Genomic DNA, 18321 nt, shown 5'->3' on the forward strand with positions numbered 1-18321 from the left:
CCTTATCATTGGATAGAATTCAGTCTTTTTACTAGTTCCGCGAAACGCTCATCCCATGTTGTTTTCTCCAAAAAGGCTTCTAAATCCTTGTATTGCAGCTGTGAATCAAGCAATTGCTGATAATCCTTTAAAATCGTTTCCTTTACTTCTAATTCACTTTGGCAGTGTGTAACTAAAGGATATGTTCCGATATGAGGAATTCCAGTTGAAACGGTCGGTAATCCAAAATATAAGTATTCATATATTTTAATCGGGTCTACTGCATCTGATAGTTTACTTGGCTTAAAAGGTATAATCCCGATATGCCATTTTTCAACAAAAGTTTGAAGCTCACTTGGATGTACCTTCCCATAAAACTTACAGTTGGGAAGTGATTCTATCTTCGCTAAAATTTCTTCTGGCGCGCCATGACCGATAAAGTGGAAATAGAACTGCTCATTTTTTGCTAAGGCAAAAATGAGATCCCAATCAAACCATGAAGGTGTGAGGTGTCCAAAGTAACCGATATGAATTTTTCCATCTGGCAGTTCCTGGCGTAAAGAGATATTCCCTTTACCGGACAAGACTGGATTATACCCATTGCCAATCACATCAATGTCATTTCTAATAACAGAAAATTTATCTTTTAATGGCTGGGAAACCACGGTAACAAGATTGGCTAATCGCACAAATGACTCTTCGATGCCACGATTGTACCATGATGCATCTCCTGTTTTATAGAATTCTTCCCATTCATCCATGATGTCATAAACAATTTTATAACCAGATCTTTTAAGTTGGTCTGTGCTTCCATAAAATAGCTTGGCAGGGAAGGTCGTGATATACGTTTTATTACTGATCTCATCAAGCATCGCCAATTTTTCGAGATGGTACGTGAAGTCGTAAACCGGAACCTGGAAGATATTCTTGTAAACCTTTTGGTAGCTCTTTTGCAGCTTTTCCTGATCGTCCCATTGCCAAGCGACAAAGAGGACGGCAAACCCCTGTTCAGCTAAGTATTTTGCCAGGTTGATCGTCCGTTGGTTATACAATTCTTCAAATTCACGGCCAGATGTTAAAATAACGAATCCGGTAATTTCTTTATGTTTATAAAGATCGATTATTTGTTGGTAAACATCGTTTAGCTGAACGTTTTCCTGTTTGAAGATTCGATTAACACCCATTTTAGTGAGTAGTCTTCTTTGCGTTTTTTGAAAGGTGTTTTGCAAGCCATTTTGCTTTATGGCTTTAACACCCTTCCGAAATAAATGTTTAACTGACATGTTCTTGCCCCTTTATATGATAGTGGTTCCATTATACCTTATTCCATAGGGATTTAAAATTCAGTTGAATTTAGTTGTTGTTTTGCCTCTTTCTTTGAAATAGCATGAAGAAAGTCCTGAATTAAGCCTAAGCCCTGACCAAATGCTCCCTTTTTGCATAAATAATATATAAAGGAGAGGATTAGCCATGAATATTATTCAACGACTCATTCCTGTTTCCAACACGAGCACTCGGCCGGGCCTAGCATTGACGCCAAAATACATTACAATCCATGAAACCGATAATACCGCCGCTAGCGCGAATGCTGCGGCACATGCGAGGCTACAGCAGCGCGGCAATGACCGTACAGCCTCCTGGCATTTGCAAATCGATGACCACGAAGTTATCCAGTCAATCCCGTTTGATGAGGTGGCTTGGGCTGCTGGCGATGGGCGAAATGGACCGGGAAATCGAACGTCAATTCATATCGAAATGTGTGTGAATGCAGATGGAGATTACGAGAAGACGGTTTCCAATACTATCGAAGTCGTCCAATATTTAATGAGCCGATTTAAAATATCGATTGATTATATTGTGCCTCATAAGCATTGGACGGGTAAGAACTGCCCCCGAAATTTACTGCCTCGCTGGGATGGCTTCATTAAACGGTGCCAGAGCAGCAATGAGGGATGGGTGCAAAAGAATGAACAGAAGTTCTTTTATCAGAATGGCATCAATCAAACAGGTTGGATTAAAGATGAGGGGAAATGGTATTATCTTGATGCCAATGGGATTATGAAGACCGGCTGGGTCAAAGTGAAAGGGATATGGTATTATCTGAATGATGATGGAGCTATGCAGACAGGCTGGGTCAAAGTGAAAGGAAAATGGTATTTCCTTAATCGTAATGGAGCGATGCAAACCGGCTGGGTCATGGTGAAAGGAACATGGTATTATCTGAATGATGATGGAGCTATGCAGACAGGCTGGATAAAGGTTGATAGCAAATGGTATTACCTTAATAATGATGGGGCGATGCAAACCGGCTGGATCAAAGTGAAAGGAAGATGGTATTACCTTCAAAGCAATGGCGCTATGCAAATCGGCTGGGTCAAGGTGGATAACAAATGGTATTACCTTAATAGTGATGGAGTGATGCAAACCGGCTGGATTCAGGATAAGGGTAAGAAGTACTATCTAGACACCAACGGAGAGATGGTAACAGGCTCACAAACTATTGAAGGGAAGCAATATAGCTTTGATAAGGATGGAGCATTGATTGAAGCACAAGCGGAAGATTCACAGCCCCCGCCAACTGACGAGGAAGCTAATAAAACTGTAAATAAAGAAACAGCAATGGATTCAATCAATAATAAAAGCGAGGAACCCTTTACCATAAGGTGATAGGCTTGTTTTGCTTTCAACAACGGCAATGTACCTTTTATGCTGTGTTTATTCATCAAATTTCATGGTATAATTTATCATCATGGCTTTCGGCGGACACATTGAAACATAAATAGGAAAACCACTTAAATTGGTTAATTAATTTAAGGATATGAGGGGGGAATAAGTCATGGCTATATTAGTGACGGGCGGAGCTGGTTATATTGGCAGTCATACATGTGTCGAACTGTTAAATGGAGGCAAAGAAATAATTGTTATCGATAATTTCTCTAATAGTAAGCCTGAATCATTAGCTAGAGTAAAAGAGATAACGGGTAAAGACTTCCTGTTTTATGAAATGGATTTGCTTGATCGTGAGGGTCTCGAAGACGTATTTTCGGCCAACCAAATCGACGCTGTAATCCATTTTGCCGGGTTAAAGGCGGTAGGGGAATCGGTATCTATCCCCCTCCATTATTATCATAATAATATTTCAGGAACCCTCATACTCTGTGAAGTCATGACCAAGTTTGCTGTAAAAAACCTAGTGTTTAGTTCTTCGGCAACGGTTTACGGCATGCCTGAACGAGTTCCGATTTCAGAAGATTTCTCACTGAGTGCAACAAATCCTTACGGCCGGACAAAATTAATGATTGAAGAAATATTAAAGGATTTATATATTGCCGATAATAGTTGGAGCATTGCCTTATTGCGTTACTTTAATCCAATCGGAGCACACGCGAGCGGAAAGATTGGCGAGGATCCAAACGATATTCCCAATAATTTAATGCCCTATATCACTCAAGTAGCCGTTGGAAAATTAAAAGAGCTGCAAGTGTTTGGCAATGATTATCCAACCGTTGACGGGACTGGTGTAAGAGATTACATCCATGTCGTTGACCTTGCGCATGGGCATTTAAAGGCACTGGAGCGGGTAATATCAACTAGTGGAGTAGAGGCTTATAATCTAGGAACGGGTGATGGCTATAGTGTCTTAGAGCTTGTTAAAGCCTTTGAAAAGGCCGCCGGTGTAGAAATTCCTTATAAGATTGTTGAAAGAAGGCCCGGAGATATAGCAGTTTGCTACGCAGACTCTAAAAAGGCCAAAACCTTGCTAGGCTGGGTGGCCCAAAGAGGAATTGAAGAAATGTGTCTGGACTCATGGAAATGGCAGGAAATGAATCCGAATGGCTATGAAATTAACAATAAAGTTTAAATTTGCATAATCAAAAGGAGACTCATAAAAATTCGCTAATTTTCGGATTTCTAAAGAGTCTCCTTTTTTGACCGATAAGGAGGTATAACTTACTTATCAGGCATATGTGCAACTATGCCTCATGAACCGCCAATCGGCGAGTTTTCTATATCGAATTCACCAAATCTCAATATTCTCCATATACGGCAAATCCGTTTAAATCATTGCAGGAAGCAGTAAATTTTGGTAGAAATTCTGCGTTTTGTAACCTTTCCATGCTGTTTTTCGTCAAATTTCATGATATATTAGGATGAATGATTGACATTTATATTAAAGCAGTAGGAGAAAATATGAAGAATAAAGTAACAGTCATCTCAAATATGTATCCGACGAACGAACATAAAAGCTTTGGCATCTTTGTGCAAAATCAAGTAGAAGCACTAAGAAATAAAGGTTTAGCCGTTGATGTAATTGCGATTGATAACCCAAATAAAGGTAAACTGAATTTGCTTAAGAAATATGGAAAGTGGGCATTCGGATTTCTAGTCCATTTACTTTTTAAAGGAAGCAGAACATCAGTTGTCCACGCACATTATGTATTTCCGAGCGGCTGGCTGGCAAAATGGTACAAAAAGTTTTTTGGAGCTAGGTTTATTGTTACGGCCCATGGCGGCGATATTGACAAAATGGCGAAAAAAAGCGGTCGTATATTTAATATGACCAAAACCATTTTAGCAGAAGCTGATCACATCATTGCTGTTGGCCAGGAATTATACACGACACTAGAAATAGAATTTGGGGTCTCGCGCGACAAGCTTTCCCTCATTAATATGGGTGTTAATCTGGATGTATTTAAAGTAGTGGATAAGTCAGCGGCTCGCTTGCGCCTTGAGATTCCGCAAAATAAAACGCCGCTGTTGTTTGTTGGCAATATTATTGAGCAAAAGGGTCTTAATGACCTGGTTGAAGCCTTCGCAGTACTTAAGAAGGATCAGCCTGATTATGAATTGTACATAATTGGATCGAATAAGGACCAAGGCTATTTTCGAAAACTTGAAACCATGATAGCGGAAACAGGATTAAAAGAAAGTGTTCATTTTCTGGGGACGAAACAGCAAGCGGAAGTTGCTTTATGGATGGCTGCTGCGGAAGTATTTGTGCTTCCTTCCCATCTTGAGGGGTTTGGTCTGGTCGCCTTAGAAGCAATGGCGTGCGGGACGCCGGTGGTTGGCTCGAATGTAGGCGGATTAAAGTACCTACTCCAACAAGAGAACGGGATGCTTGTTGAAGCAAAAAATCCCGCTGAGCTGAAAAACGCCCTTCAAACCGTCTTAGAGTCTGAAGAGCTGAAACAAAACCTAATTCGCAAAGGCTTAGAAATGGCGAAGGAAAATGACCAAAATATTATGACAGATAAAGTAATCAACCTCTATCAATTACAAAAGCAAAAGGGCTGAAAAAGATGCCCTTTTTATCGATTTTCTTCTATTAAATTAGTAATTATGCAATATATGAAATATTTAGTAACTTGATTGACTTATAATATCTATTTTAAATAGAGGCTAGCTGTGTTATAATCCAACATGGTACGTTAGTTTACAAAGTTTACAAATGGTTATTAAATAGATAACTAATTTTTAAGTATATATAAAGTTACTTCATTATGCTTGTTTGCAAGTTGTTTAAATAGGCAAATAGTTTCGAGGAGGATCATAATGATCTACATCACCCTGATTATATGCTTTATCAGTTCAATCCTGCTTACACCATTAGTTAAAAAACTAGCTTTCAAAATTGGGGCAACAGATAAACCAAATCACCGAAAAGTTCATCAGAAAATTATGCCGCGCCTTGGCGGACTTGCAATTTACCTAAGCTTCATTATCGGTATGCTGGTGCTTCGACCAGAAGATCCTTATGCTCTATCGATTATTATTGGAAGTATTATCATTGTCATTACGGGAATACTAGATGATATAATCGAGCTTTCAGCGAAAGTTAAACTTATCGCCCAAATAGCTGCCGCCGCCATTGTGGTCATTTGGGGCGGAGTACATGTTCAATTTATTAACCTGCCATTCGGAGGGCACATTGAATTTGGTTATTTTAGTATTCCAATGACGATTATTTGGATTGTCGGTATCACTAATGCGATTAATTTGATTGACGGCTTGGACGGCCTAGCTGCAGGAGTATCTTCCATCGCCTTGATTACCATTTCTGGGATGGCCATTATTATGGGAGATGGCTATGTAACAGCCGTAGCCTCGATTGTACTGGCAAGTACACTTGGATTCTTAATTTACAATTTCCATCCGGCAAAAATCTTTATGGGGGATACAGGTGCCTTATTCTTGGGCTATATGATTTCGGTATTATCGCTTCTGGGCTTTAAAAACGTCACCCTGATTTCTTTTATCGTCCCTATTATTATTCTTGGTGTGCCGATTTCTGACACCTTCTTTGCGATCATTCGCCGAATTATTAATAAAAAGCCATTATCGGCGCCGGATAAATCACATTTGCATCACTGCCTGCTCAGAATAGGCTTTACCCATCGCCAGACAGTCTTAATGATTTATGCGATGGCAGCCTTCTTTGGACTTGCGGCCATCATCTTTTCACAAGCAAAGCTTCTCGGCGGTTTTTTCTTCATTGTGATTCTTTTGATCATGATTGAACTGTTTGCCGAAATGATTGGCCTTGCTGGAAAAAATTATCGGCCATTACTCAAAATGATGCGCGTTCTACTCGTCACTTCAGAACGGAATAGATGAATATGGAAGAGCCTGACCTGAGGTGGTCAGGCTCTTTTAGTCTTTCCAAGAAGATTGAAAAGCTTTTTAGGCATTTGTAAATCGAATACCACTGGACACTCTACGTAACTTTTTCCTCATCTATCCTAAGAAACTAAAAAATGGGTAGAATAGTTATATCGCAGGTACAATAGGGGCAAATTACTATGAAAAAATTCCTTAAATTTGGGGTTGTTGGTATTGTAAATACACTTATTACAATAGGAAGCTTTACTGTTTTTGTGTACTTTGGAATGAACTATATTGCTGCTAATATCATAGCGTATGGATTAGGGATGATGAACAGCTTTTTTTTGAATAAGAATTGGGTGTTCCAAGCAAAATCAAGAAGGCTATCTCTTGTAATTAAATTCATGGTTGTTAATTTTCTAACACTGGGCTTTACGACAATATGTCTTTACATATTGGTTAGATACATGGATATTCATTCCTCCGCAGCTCAGATAATTTCAACATGTATTGGCTTGGCAATAAATTTTCTATTAAACAAGAAATGGACATTTAGCGAAAAGGAGCTGAAAACTGTTTAGCGAAGCTGTTAGAATTTATGCGAGAGAACTGGACAGCTCATGCCTTGAAGATTGAAGCAAAAAAAAGCCGCATCACTATCGCGTGATGCGGCTTTTTGCTTTAGTTAGAGCTTGTCGATGAATCTCCGTTACTTTGAGCATTGGCATGGGAAGCATTAGTGCTGGTTTCAGAAGCAGCCGAATCGGTACCAAGATGCGCTTTGAGAATCGATTTTGTCTCTTCAAGATTTTGTTTATCAAGCTTATAGTAGTAAATTTTATTGATATATTCATCATCACCCTTAAGGTTCAAGGTGTCAATCGTTAAGCCGCTGCCAGCAAGTCCATAATCCATCAAGGATTTCATATCATTGAACGACATATTTGTTTCCATATTGCTGCCAACCGCATCAATCATGTCCGCGTGTTTAGAAAAGGAGCCAACGGAAAGTGCCTTTTTAAAAATCGACTTAATAATCTCCTGCTGTCTCATCCCGCGCATAACATCGGTATCTTTATGCCGAGTTCTGGCTAGTGCAAGTGCCTGCTCGCCTGTTAATGTTTGAACACCAGGTTTTAAGCGGATTGCATTGTGGTTATCTTCGGAATCTTTTTCTGAAATCGCATAAGGAACATCGGCCTCAATCCCGCCTAGAGCATTAACAACATCAATAAATGCATAAAAGTTGATTTTCACATAATAATCAATTGGAATATCGAGAAGCTCCTGTACGGTCTCAATTGTCAACTTCGCTCCACCGTATGCATGGGCATGATTAATTTTTGTATACGTGTCTTTTTCAGGAATATGAACATAGGAATCACGCGGAATGCTTAACAGCTTAACAGATTTCTCCTTTTTGTTGAGGGTAGCAACAAGTAAGGCATCTGTTCTAATGGCTTCTCCGTATTGTTTTTCTCGGCTTTTAGCCGCATCAACGCCCATAAGGAGAATGGAGATGTTATCCATATCCGGATTAACTTGGGTTGCCCGTTTTGAAGTTGTATTTACTGGTTTATACGATTTATTAATAACAGATTCAGCTTTATTAAGTAAAAAAGTCGCATATCCAGCGCCGCTTAAGACAACGATTAGTAATGGTACGAAAATCCAGATAAAGATTCGTTTTTTCCGCCCCTTTTTCTTCTGGCTTACCCGCGCTGAGCGTTGAAATTCGGTCATATGATTTCTCCTTTTATTAAAATATCATTAATTTACATTATCATAGCTAAAGACCAGCTTTTATTTTACTCCTTTTTAGCCACTACGTAAATTGAATTTTTGTGTCGAATATTGAAAAATACCAATCTTCTATACTATTCTTCCGCAAGAATCACATTCTAATAGACGACAAAATCCGTGTCTTGGTTACATGAGTGAACAAGCCTTTTTTCTCAAAAATAACTTAACATTATGAAAATTCAGCTAACTAATATCTATAGATTATCTATTAAAATCTTGTAAAAATTTTTAAAAAGGACTATTAAACTCTAATGAAAATTAGTAGAATTAATCTTGTAATAAAAAATATTTTGTCGAAGGGCGGAAAGAATGTGAAGAGAAAGATTAATAGAAGCATAAAGAAACGTATGCTTAATGGTTCTTTAGCTGTCGCGTTAGCGCTTTCAATTGTTCCATTGAATATTTTCCCACATGCAGCAAAAGCAGAAGGCACAGGTACTGCAACTCTTCGTATCTTGGAAACTACGGATCTGCATTCCAATGTCATGCCGTATGATTATTTCAAAGATGCACCGGTAACAGATTATGGACTAGCAAAAACAGCAACGTTAATCAAAGAAGCTAGGTCTGAAAAAACGAACTCGATGCTTTTTGATGCTGGTGACACAATACAAGGGAATCCACTTGCCAGTTATGTTGCGAAAGTAAAAAGATTAGCACCAGATGAAACTCATCCTATTTACAAAGCAATGAATTATTTGAAATATGATGCAGGTATCGTTGGAAACCATGAGTTCAACTATGGTTTGGACTATTTGAATGATGTTTTAGAGGAAGTTCAGTTCCCGATTGTAAACGCTAACATCTATAAAGACGATCATGATAACGATCCTACCAATGATGTTAACTATTTTACCCCTTATAAAATCCTGTCTAAAACAATTAAAGATGATACTGGGAACGAGCATGTCATTAAGGTTGGGGTAATCGGCTTTGCACCACCGCAAATCATGCGATGGGATAAGGATAACCTTTCTGGGAAAGTCATTACGAAGGATATTGTCAAGGAAGCAAACAAATTCATTCCAAAAATGAGAGCAGAAGGCGCAGATGTAATTGTAGCGATTGCGCACTCTGGCTGTGATATCGACGAAGAAGGTAAAGAAGAAGCTGAAAATGCTGTATATGATTTAACCAAAGTTCCTGGCATCGATGCGATGTTATTTGGTCATGCTCACGTGAACTTCCCTGGAGATGCTGGCTTTAACGGCAAAGCTAACATCGATAATACGAATGGAAAAATTAATGGTGTACAAGCTGTTGAAGCCGGTTTCTGGGGAAATAACCTCGGCGTTCTTGATTTAGCGCTTGTTCAGGATGCACATGGAAAGTGGGCCGTTGATAAGGCAAACTCTAAATCAGTTAACCGTCCTGTATCTGCAAACACGGCTTTAGATGAAAAAATCGTTGCTGATGTGAAAAATGTCCATGATGCTACTGTCAACTATGTACGAGGAAAAATCGGTGAAACTGATATTCCAATGCACAGCTTCTTCACCCGCGTAATGGATGATGCGTCAACGCAAATTGTTAACGCAGCCCAAATGGATTACGTGAAAAAATGGATTAATGCAAATGCACCAGAATATAAGAATGTTCCTGTTCTTTCAGCAGCAGCACCATTTAAAGGCGGCCGTGGCGGTGTCGGCGATTATACGAACATTCCAAAAGGTGATGTCGCTATCAAGAGTGCAGCTGATTTGTATTTGTTCGATAATACCTTAAAAGCTGTAGAGGTTAACGGTGACCAAGTGAAGCGCTGGTTAGAAATTTCGGCTTCACAATTCAAAACAATCGACCCGAGTAAAGATGGAAACCAAGATTTACTTGATTATGATTTCCGTCCGTACAACTATGATGTTATTGATGGTGTTAAATACGAAATTGATGTAACAAAACCTGTTGGACAAAGAATCATTAACTTAACATTGCTTGATGGTAAGGCTGTTGATCCAGCTCAAAAATTCATTGTAGCTACAAATAACTACCGCGCTGGCGGAAGCGGCGGTCTCGCTGAGCTAAAAGACGCAAAAGTTGTTGTCGATTCTCCATTCGAAAATCGCCAAATTTTAATGGATTATATTTCGGAAAAAGGTACGATTAATCCGGTAGCGGACAACAACTGGAGAATTGCTCCAGTTGGCGGAAAAGCAAAATTAGTATTCCACTCTGCTCCTGATGCTAAGGCATACCTTGCGCAACAGCCAAATGTAAAAGACCTTGGAGCATCAACAACAAAACCAGGATACGAGCTATTTGAATTAGATCAAAATGTTCATGTTCAATTACTAGGCATCAACGATTTCCATGGTCAGCTTGACACGTGGAAAACCAATAAAGATGCACAAGGTAATGTTACATCCGTAGTAGGTGGTATTGAATATCTAGCTGCTTACTTGAAGGATCGCAAAGCAACTAATCCTGCTAATACACTAATGGTTCAAGCAGGTGACCTTGTCGGTGCAAGTCCTCCAGTATCTGCATTATTACAAGACGAGCCAACAATCCGTTTCATGAATGAAATCGGTATGGACGTAGGTACAATCGGTAACCATGAATTTGATGAAGGCGTTGCCGAAATGCTGCGTTTAATTAATGGTGGAAGCCATGAGAAAACAAAACAATATGAAGAAAAATATGGTAAGTTTACAGGCGCAGATATGAAATACACTGTAGCTAACGTAGTGGATGAAAAGACAAATAAGCCTATTTTACCTCCATATGTAGTAAAAGAAGTAGATGGCGTTAAAATTGGTTTTATCGGTGTTGTTACTACTAGTACACCAACGATTGTTATTCCGAGCGGTGTAGCAGGCGTTAAATTCACTGATGAAGTAACAGCGATTAACAAGTATACAAAAGAATTAAAAGAACAAGGGATCAAATCAATTGTAGTTCTTGCCCACAATGCGGGTTCTTCTAAAACTGACGGAACAGGCGCAACTGGAGATGTAGTTGATATCGCTAAGAAAGTCGACTCAGAGGTTGACGTAATCTTTGGAGCGCATGATCATGCTTATTTAAATGCAAAAGTGAAAGATGACACTGGTAAGGAAAAACTACTAGTTCAAGCCTATTCTTATGGTCAAGCGTTCTCTGATGTAAATTTAACGATTGACCCAGTAACGAAAGACATCGTAGCTTCACAAGCAGAAATTGTAATGACTGATCATGCGAAGATTACTCCGGATGCAAAAGTCAAAGCCAAGCTTGATGGCTATCAAGAAGATATTAAACCAATCGTAAGCAAACCAGTGGGTGAAACTGGTGCAGAACTAAGCAAAGCGGCTAATCCAGACGGTGAATCTGTACTAGGTAACGTGATTGCTGACGGAATGCGTACAATTAATCATACTGATTTTGCATTCATGAATTCTGGGGGTATTCGTAACCCAGTACCTCAAGGTGTTGTTACTTGGGGTGATTTATTCAAGGTTATGCCATTCGGTAATGATAACGTGACAATGAAGATTACCGGTGAACAAGTTAGAATCTTATTGAATCAACAATTCCAAGCACCGCCAAGCTATGACAAGATTATGGCTATTTCCGGTCTTCGCTACACTTGGACAAATAAAAAGGATTATGGTGAAAAAGTTCTTGATATTTACCTTCCAAATGGAAAGAAAATTGATCCTAAAGCAGAATATTCAATAACGGTTAATAACTTTATGGCAGACGGCGGCGATGGATTTACCGTTCTTCGCGAAGGTAAAAATCGCGTAACAGCTGGTGTCGATTTAGATGAGTTTGTTGCGTATTTCAAAACATTGCCTAAAGGTTTCACTGCCGAAATTGAAGGACGTGTTCAAAAGTTAGATGAGGTTCCTACTCCTGTACCTGATCAAACTGGCTGGGTTAAAACAGATGGCAAATGGTACTTCTATAATGAAGATGGAACTATGAAAACTGGATGGTATTTAGATGGTGCTAAATGGTACTATCTTGCATCTAGTGGAGAAATGCAAACTGGCTGGTACAAAGAAAACAACAATTGGTACTTACTAGACCAAGTTAACGGTGATATGAAAGTTAACTGGGCTAAAGTTGATGGCAAGTGGTATTTCTTTAATAAATCCGGTGTCATGCAAACTGGATGGATCAAAGACGGAAAAACTTGGTATTACCTTGCATCATCTGGCGCCATGCAAACTGGCTGGATCAAATTGAGCAATAAGTGGTATTTACTTGCTTCAACTGGAGCGATGCAAACTGGCTGGGTGAAAGACGGTAAGACTTGGTACTACCTTGCATCATCTGGTGCTATGCAAACAGGTTGGGTAAAAGATGGGAATACTTGGTATTACCTTGCATCATCTGGTGCCATGCAATCAGGCTGGGTAAAGGTAAATAACAAGTGGTATTACCTTGCATCATCTGGTGAAATGAAAACAGGCTGGATCCAAGTCGGTGCAAAGTGGTACTTCCTCTACAATGATGGAAGCATGGCTGCTAACACTACAATCGGCAAATACAAAGTAGGTAAAGACGGAGCTTGGATTAAGTAATCCGTTTCCAGAAAAAGAGGCATTTCCTTCGGGAATTGCCTCTTTTTTATTGGATGTGGTAAAAGTGAATGTTGATTTCCGTTCCAGGTGCTTCGCATTCCGCGGGGCGGGCGGTGAGCCTCCTCGGCGAATCAAGCGCCTGCGGGGTCTCACCTGTCCCGCTGCTCCCGCAGGAGTCTCGCACCTGAAACGTAGAGCAACATTGTGCTCAAAATCAACAATGTTCTTTAACATAGCCTTTTTATTAATATTTTTTTCCGTTTTTTACTATTAATTCTTTGTTTTCTATACAGCTTTAATGGACAAACTGACTAACAAGGAGGATTTTTGATGCTTTATCTTACCTTGATAGTATGTTTTGCCGTCTCCATTCTTATTACACCACTGATAAAAAAATTTGCCTTTATGGTTGGGGCCACTGATCGTCCGAATCAGCGAAAGGTTCATCAGAAGATAATGCCAAGGCTTGGGGGCTTAGCTATATTTATAAGTTTTATGATCGGTATTATCTTGTTAAGACCAGAAAGCCCATTTTCATGGTCGATTTTGCTTGGCTCTCTGCTCATTATCATAACTGGCTTTTGTGATGATATATTTGAATTACCTGCCAAGTATAAGCTCCTCGGGCAATTAGCAGCCGCCTGTGTTGTTGTTTTTATAGGGGATTTACAAATGGTATTTATTAACCTCCCATTTGGCGGGCAACTCCAATTTGGATTTTTAAGTATCCCTTTTACGATTCTGTGGATTGTCGGCATCACCAATGCCATTAACTTAATTGACGGCCTTGATGGCTTGGCAGCAGGGGTATCTTCGATTGCCTTAATTACGATTTCAGGAATGGCGATTATTCAGGGGAATTTTTACGTAGTAGCCGTTGGCTTAATAGTCCTTGCCAGTACCCTCGGGTTTCTGATTTATAATTTCCACCCTGCAAAGATTTTCATGGGGGATACAGGCGCGCTTTTTTTAGGGTTTATCATTTCGGTCCTTTCGCTCCTAGGCTTTAAAAATGTTACCTTTATTTCCTTTGTTATTCCAGTGATCATCCTGGGAGTGCCGATTTCCGACACTATTTTCGCGATTATCAGAAGAATCATTAACAAACAGCCCTTATCAGCACCGGATAAATCTCATCTCCATCACTGCATGCTCCGTATGGGCTATTCACACCGGCAAACCGTGTTACTCATTTATGCTATGGCCGCCTTTTTCGGATTAGTTGCAGTCATTTATTCCCAAGCTAAAATCGGCGGGGCACTTGTATTAATTGGGATTGTCGTCTTACTAATTGAAATAATTGCCGAAAAAATCGGCCTAATGGGCCAAAACAACCGCCCATTACTAAACATCGTCCGCACACTAAACAAAAACCGCTCCTAAATGGGACGAGGGGACAGGCTCCTCGTTCCACTTTCCTATGATTTTTTTCCCAATTGTTTTCTCCTATCAAAACGAATATAATCTTTCTTAAGAATAGCTTACATAATCTTCCTCAAGATAGACGGTTTCGCCTTTTTTCATGGTGCATTGGCCATTGGTCAGTTCAATCATCCAATCCATAAAGGTTTGGACACTGCTTTCGTCAACAAAAGTTTCTACTTCAACGGTATCTAAGTAATGTATTTCTTTAATTTTGTATACCGATGACCGCAGTTCCTTTTCAATTTTCCCAAGCCAAGTGTAATCAATTTTCACATGGACGATTTGTGTTAGTTTTCTTTCGACAATGCCAACCGAGTCCAGACCTGTTGATGTTGCTTTTCCGTAGGCTCGGATGAGACCTCCTGCACCCAATTTAATCCCGCCAAAGTAGCGGGTGACAACAACTGCAGTGTCCTTCAGGTTTCTTTTTTTCAGAACTTCAAGAATGGGAACACCGGCTGTGCCGCTTGGTTCTCCGTCGTCGTTCGCCTTTTGAATCTGATCTTGCTCGCCAATGAGATAGGCAGAGCAGTTATGGGTGGCATTCCAATGCTGCTTCTTAATTGCCTGAATGAATTCCTGCGCTTCTACTTCTGATTCAACCCTTTTAATATGGGCGATAAAACGCGATTTTTGGATAGTAATTTCGTGGTTTCCAGATTGTTTCACTGTACAATAGCGGCTCAGCATAGTAAGCTCCTTCCTTCTTTTATAATTGGGGAAATTAAACAGTTATATGTTAGTAAGTTTTTTCAAAAAAATATTTGTGTAATATACCTTTAATATGTCAGTAACCTTCGAATGGTATAATAGGCTTAATTGGATTGTGCCAGCTTTAATAAAAAAGTTTACTTTAACAGGAGAAATGAAGTAGAAATAATACTATTATTATACTACTTTTTCTCGAATGCCGAGCCATTAGTCTATATTTTAAAGTGCTAATGTTAGTAAATTGTTACAAGCCAAGGTAAAATGAGTTAGAAGGCCTAAAGGGAAAAAATCTCCCCGGAGGGAAAAACAATGAAAATTGAGCAAATTAATACAAAATCGATTGATGAAATTCGCGAAGAAATGATTGACACGGTTACATGTAGTAAATCGGACATATTTCGAATTGGCGAACAATGTCGAACAGACTACGAAAATATGACGAATGAATTGAAATCAATTAAGCAAATGATGGTCAAATTAAATGAAGAAGGCCAGCAGCTTGAAAATCAGGTGCTAGAAGCGCGGGTTATGCTTTCCGAGGTTAGTATGAATTTCAAAAAATATTCGGAGGGTGAGGTCCGGGATGCCTACGAAAAGGCTCATCAGCTCCAAATGGACCTTTCCATTAACTGGCAGTATAAGAAGCAGCTTTTGGAAAAAAGGGATGATCTTGAGCGGAGACTAATCGGTTTGGATGAAACGATTGATCGTGCGGACCAGTTGATTTCGCAAATATCTGTTGTCATGAATTATTTAACGAGTGATTTAAAGCAGGTCGGTAAAGCTTTGGAAAATGCCAAAGCCAAACAAGACTTCGGCTTAAAAATCATTGAAGCACAGGAAGAAGAACGCAAGCGGCTTTCAAGGGAGATTCACGATGGACCGGCACAAATGCTTGCCAACGTTATCATGCGCTCTGATTTAATAGAGCGGGTATATCGCGAGAAGGGAGTAGAAGAGGCCTTTTCTGAGATTACCAGCTTCAAAATAATGGTCCGCTCTGCACTCTACGAAGTCCGGCGAATTATTTATGACTTGCGTCCAATGGCATTGGATGATTTAGGCCTTGTCCCTACCCTAAGAAAATATTTACAAACAATCGAAGAATATCATAATCACTCAAAAATTGAGTTTGTGAATATCGGGCTAGAACGCCGCCTTCCAACTAAGTATGAGGTTGCACTGTTCCGAATGATTCAGGAATCCGTACAAAATGCGCTGAAACACGCAAATGCTTGTGAAATCAAAGTAAGATTAGAAATTACGAATGCTGCAATTACCGTGTTGGTCAAGGACAATGGTTCCGGTTTTGATACTACCCAAAAGAAACCAGAGTCCTTTGGAATAATCGGAATGAGAGAGCGAGTCGACCTGCTAGACGGTGAACTCACTTTTGATTCAAAAATTGGCAAAGGAACTGCTGTATTAATTCAGGTTCCATTAAACAACTAAATGAAATTGATATCATTTCTATGACTAATAAAACTAATGAAAGATTAGGGGGCGTAGCAATTGACTACCAAAATTGTCATTATTGACGATCACCAACTATTCAGAGAAGGCGTAAAGAGAATACTAGAGTTTGAAAAATCATTCCAAGTTGTTGCTGAAGGCGATGATGGAAGCGAAGCATTAGGCCTTGTGCAAGAAAATCTGCCAGATGTCGTTATTATGGATATCAATATGCCGCAAATGAACGGGGTTGAGGCAACCCGTGAGTTAATTGAAAAATACCCGGATACAAAGGTTATCATTCTGTCAATTCATGATGATGAAAACTATGTAACCCATGCCTTAAAAACAGGTGCAAGAGGCTATCTATTAAAAGAAATGGACGCTGATGCTTTGATTGAAGCAGTCCGTGTCGTGGCTGATGGCGGTTCCTATTTGCATCCAAAGGTTACCCACAATTTAGTCAACGAATATCGTAAATTAGCTGCAGGAGTCGGTGGCGGTGGCGGATATATGCCAACACTTGAAATCCGCCGTCCACTCCATTTATTAACACGACGCGAATGCGAAGTGCTGCAAATGCTTGCAGATGGAAAAAGCAACCGCGGAATCGGTGAGGCCTTATTTATCAGTGAAAAAACGGTCAAAAACCACGTATCAAACATTCTGCAAAAAATGAACGTAAACGACCGAACCCAAGCCGTGGTCGTTGCAATCAAAAATGGCTGGGTTGAAGTCCGATAATTATGTGAAATAGAGTGAAGAGCATGCCGAGACGCATGCTCTTTTTTCATACTTAGGAAATAGTTACCCAAAATAATGCAATTTTATTCGCTTTCATATAAAATAAAATACAAACAGTTGCAGAAAAAAACAAGGATGGTACAAACAGTTATGAGGACGGCAGTTGTCACAGATAGCACCGCGTACATACCGAAAGAATTACGCGATAAATGGAATATACATATGATCCCGTTAAATGTTATTTTTGGAAACGAAGTTTATCGGGAAGAAATCGATATTACTTGGAGCCAGTTTTACGAAGAGGTAAAAACAAAGAAGCTGCCAACTACCTCTCAGCCGCCGATTGGTCAATTTGTTGCGCTCTTTGAGCAGCTAGCCATCGAATACGATGCTGTTATTTGTGTTCACCTTTCCAGTGGAATCAGCGGCACGTATCAGGGAGCCGTAACGGCAAGCACGATGGTTGAAGGCATCAAGGTTTATCCATTTGATTCGGAAATCAGCTGCATGGTGCAAGGCTTCTACGCGATAGAAGCAGCTGAGTGGGCGGCAAGAGGCGAGGAGCCAGAGGCGATTATCAGTCGACTTGAAGATTTAAAACAATCGGCCCGTGCGTATTTCATGGTCGATGACTTGGCACATTTGCAGCGCGGCGGCCGCCTTTCAGGAGCCGCGGCCTTCATCGGCAGCCTCCTGCAGGTCAAACCACTGCTCCACTTCGTCGACAAGACCATTGTTCCGTTTGAAAAAATCCGCACCCGAAAAAAAGCGATGAAACGAATAGTGGACCTGCTCGACGTGGATGTGGCCAGCGGATCTGCCTACAAAGCTGTCATCATTCACGCCAACCGTGAGGAAGAGGCGAAGGAATGGCAGAACGAGTTAGCAGCCCTGTACCCCAACGTTGAGTTCTCCATCGGCTACTTCGGAGCCGTCATCGGCACCCACCTCGGCGAAGGCTCAATGGGCATGGGCTGGATGAAAAAATAACAGAAAAGTTCCTGCACTGCCATCCCGGCCTCTGGTTGGGATGTTTTTTTGTTCCATAAACATCAATTTGGAGCTCACCTCACCTACAAAGGATCGGTGTCTC

At 40.1% G+C, this 18321-nt stretch carries 13 protein-coding genes; 10 read left to right on the forward strand and 3 right to left on the reverse strand.

Annotation, left to right across the window (positions count from 1 at the left end; genetic code table 11):
- Positions 1 to 5 precede the first annotated feature (5 nt).
- Positions 6 to 1262: a glycosyltransferase gene (locus tag AA980_RS07955; RefSeq protein ID WP_024027427.1), complete on the reverse strand. Its 1257-nt coding sequence runs from the start codon at positions 1260 to 1262 to the stop codon at positions 6 to 8.
- Between the two features lie 187 nt (positions 1263 to 1449).
- Between AA980_RS07955 and AA980_RS25735 the strand changes: the two genes are divergently transcribed.
- The 5 genes from AA980_RS25735 (at position 1450) to AA980_RS07985 (ending at position 7166) form a co-directional block, all read left to right on the forward strand.
- Entirely contained in the window at positions 1450 to 2646 is a 1197-nt protein-coding gene (locus AA980_RS25735; protein WP_024027428.1) for an N-acetylmuramoyl-L-alanine amidase, read from the forward strand.
- 169 nt (positions 2647 to 2815) lie between these two features.
- Positions 2816 to 3841: a UDP-glucose 4-epimerase GalE gene (gene galE / locus AA980_RS07970; RefSeq protein ID WP_024027429.1), complete on the forward strand. Its 1026-nt coding sequence runs from the start codon at positions 2816 to 2818 to the stop codon at positions 3839 to 3841.
- Between the two features lie 329 nt (positions 3842 to 4170).
- Complete coding sequence (locus tag AA980_RS07975; RefSeq protein WP_235815123.1) at positions 4171 to 5277, forward strand: glycosyltransferase; 1107 nt, start codon at positions 4171 to 4173, stop codon at positions 5275 to 5277.
- A 258-nt stretch (positions 5278 to 5535) separates the two neighbouring features.
- Entirely contained in the window at positions 5536 to 6597 is a 1062-nt protein-coding gene (locus AA980_RS07980) for a glycosyltransferase family 4 protein (protein ID WP_024027431.1), read from the forward strand.
- A 185-nt stretch (positions 6598 to 6782) separates the two neighbouring features.
- Positions 6783 to 7166, forward strand: a complete 384-nt coding sequence (locus AA980_RS07985) for a GtrA family protein (RefSeq protein WP_024027432.1) — start codon at positions 6783 to 6785, stop codon at positions 7164 to 7166.
- 100 nt (positions 7167 to 7266) lie between these two features.
- On the opposite strand, the gene AA980_RS07990 is transcribed toward AA980_RS07985, so the two are convergent.
- Positions 7267 to 8328 carry an LCP family protein gene (locus AA980_RS07990; RefSeq protein WP_024027433.1) on the reverse strand — a complete coding sequence of 354 codons (1062 nt, stop codon included), beginning with the start codon at positions 8326 to 8328 and terminating at the stop codon, positions 7267 to 7269.
- A 371-nt stretch (positions 8329 to 8699) separates the two neighbouring features.
- Here AA980_RS07990 and AA980_RS07995 point away from each other — a divergent pair, with 371 nt between their 5' ends.
- Both AA980_RS07995 and AA980_RS08000 read left to right on the forward strand, forming a co-directional pair.
- Positions 8700 to 12896, forward strand: a complete 4197-nt coding sequence (locus AA980_RS07995) for a bifunctional 2',3'-cyclic-nucleotide 2'-phosphodiesterase/3'-nucleotidase (protein ID WP_152681110.1) — start codon at positions 8700 to 8702, stop codon at positions 12894 to 12896.
- A 330-nt stretch (positions 12897 to 13226) separates the two neighbouring features.
- Positions 13227 to 14279: a glycosyltransferase family 4 protein gene (locus tag AA980_RS08000; protein WP_024031199.1), complete on the forward strand. Its 1053-nt coding sequence runs from the start codon at positions 13227 to 13229 to the stop codon at positions 14277 to 14279.
- An 87-nt stretch (positions 14280 to 14366) separates the two neighbouring features.
- Here AA980_RS08000 and AA980_RS08005 read toward each other — a convergent pair whose 3' ends face one another.
- Positions 14367 to 15011, reverse strand: coding sequence for a YigZ family protein (locus tag AA980_RS08005; protein ID WP_024031200.1), 645 nt, complete (start codon positions 15009 to 15011; stop codon positions 14367 to 14369).
- A 330-nt stretch (positions 15012 to 15341) separates the two neighbouring features.
- Here AA980_RS08005 and AA980_RS08010 point away from each other — a divergent pair, with 330 nt between their 5' ends.
- From AA980_RS08010 to AA980_RS08020, 3 genes are all read left to right on the forward strand, one after another.
- Positions 15342 to 16484 (forward strand): sensor histidine kinase, encoded by a 1143-nt coding sequence (locus AA980_RS08010; RefSeq protein WP_024031201.1) that lies wholly within the window; start codon positions 15342 to 15344, stop codon positions 16482 to 16484.
- A gap of 60 nt (positions 16485 to 16544) precedes the next feature.
- Positions 16545 to 17228, forward strand: coding sequence for a response regulator transcription factor (locus AA980_RS08015; protein WP_024031202.1), 684 nt, complete (start codon positions 16545 to 16547; stop codon positions 17226 to 17228).
- Positions 17229 to 17378: 150 nt separating this feature from the next.
- Positions 17379 to 18218 carry a DegV family protein gene (locus tag AA980_RS08020; RefSeq protein WP_024031203.1) on the forward strand — a complete coding sequence of 280 codons (840 nt, stop codon included), beginning with the start codon at positions 17379 to 17381 and terminating at the stop codon, positions 18216 to 18218.
- The last annotated feature ends 103 nt before the right edge of the window (positions 18219 to 18321 follow it).

The sequence above is a fragment of the Neobacillus vireti genome, assembly GCF_001026695.1.
Taxonomy (GTDB): Bacteria; Bacillota; Bacilli; order Bacillales; family Cytobacillaceae; genus Neobacillus; species Neobacillus vireti.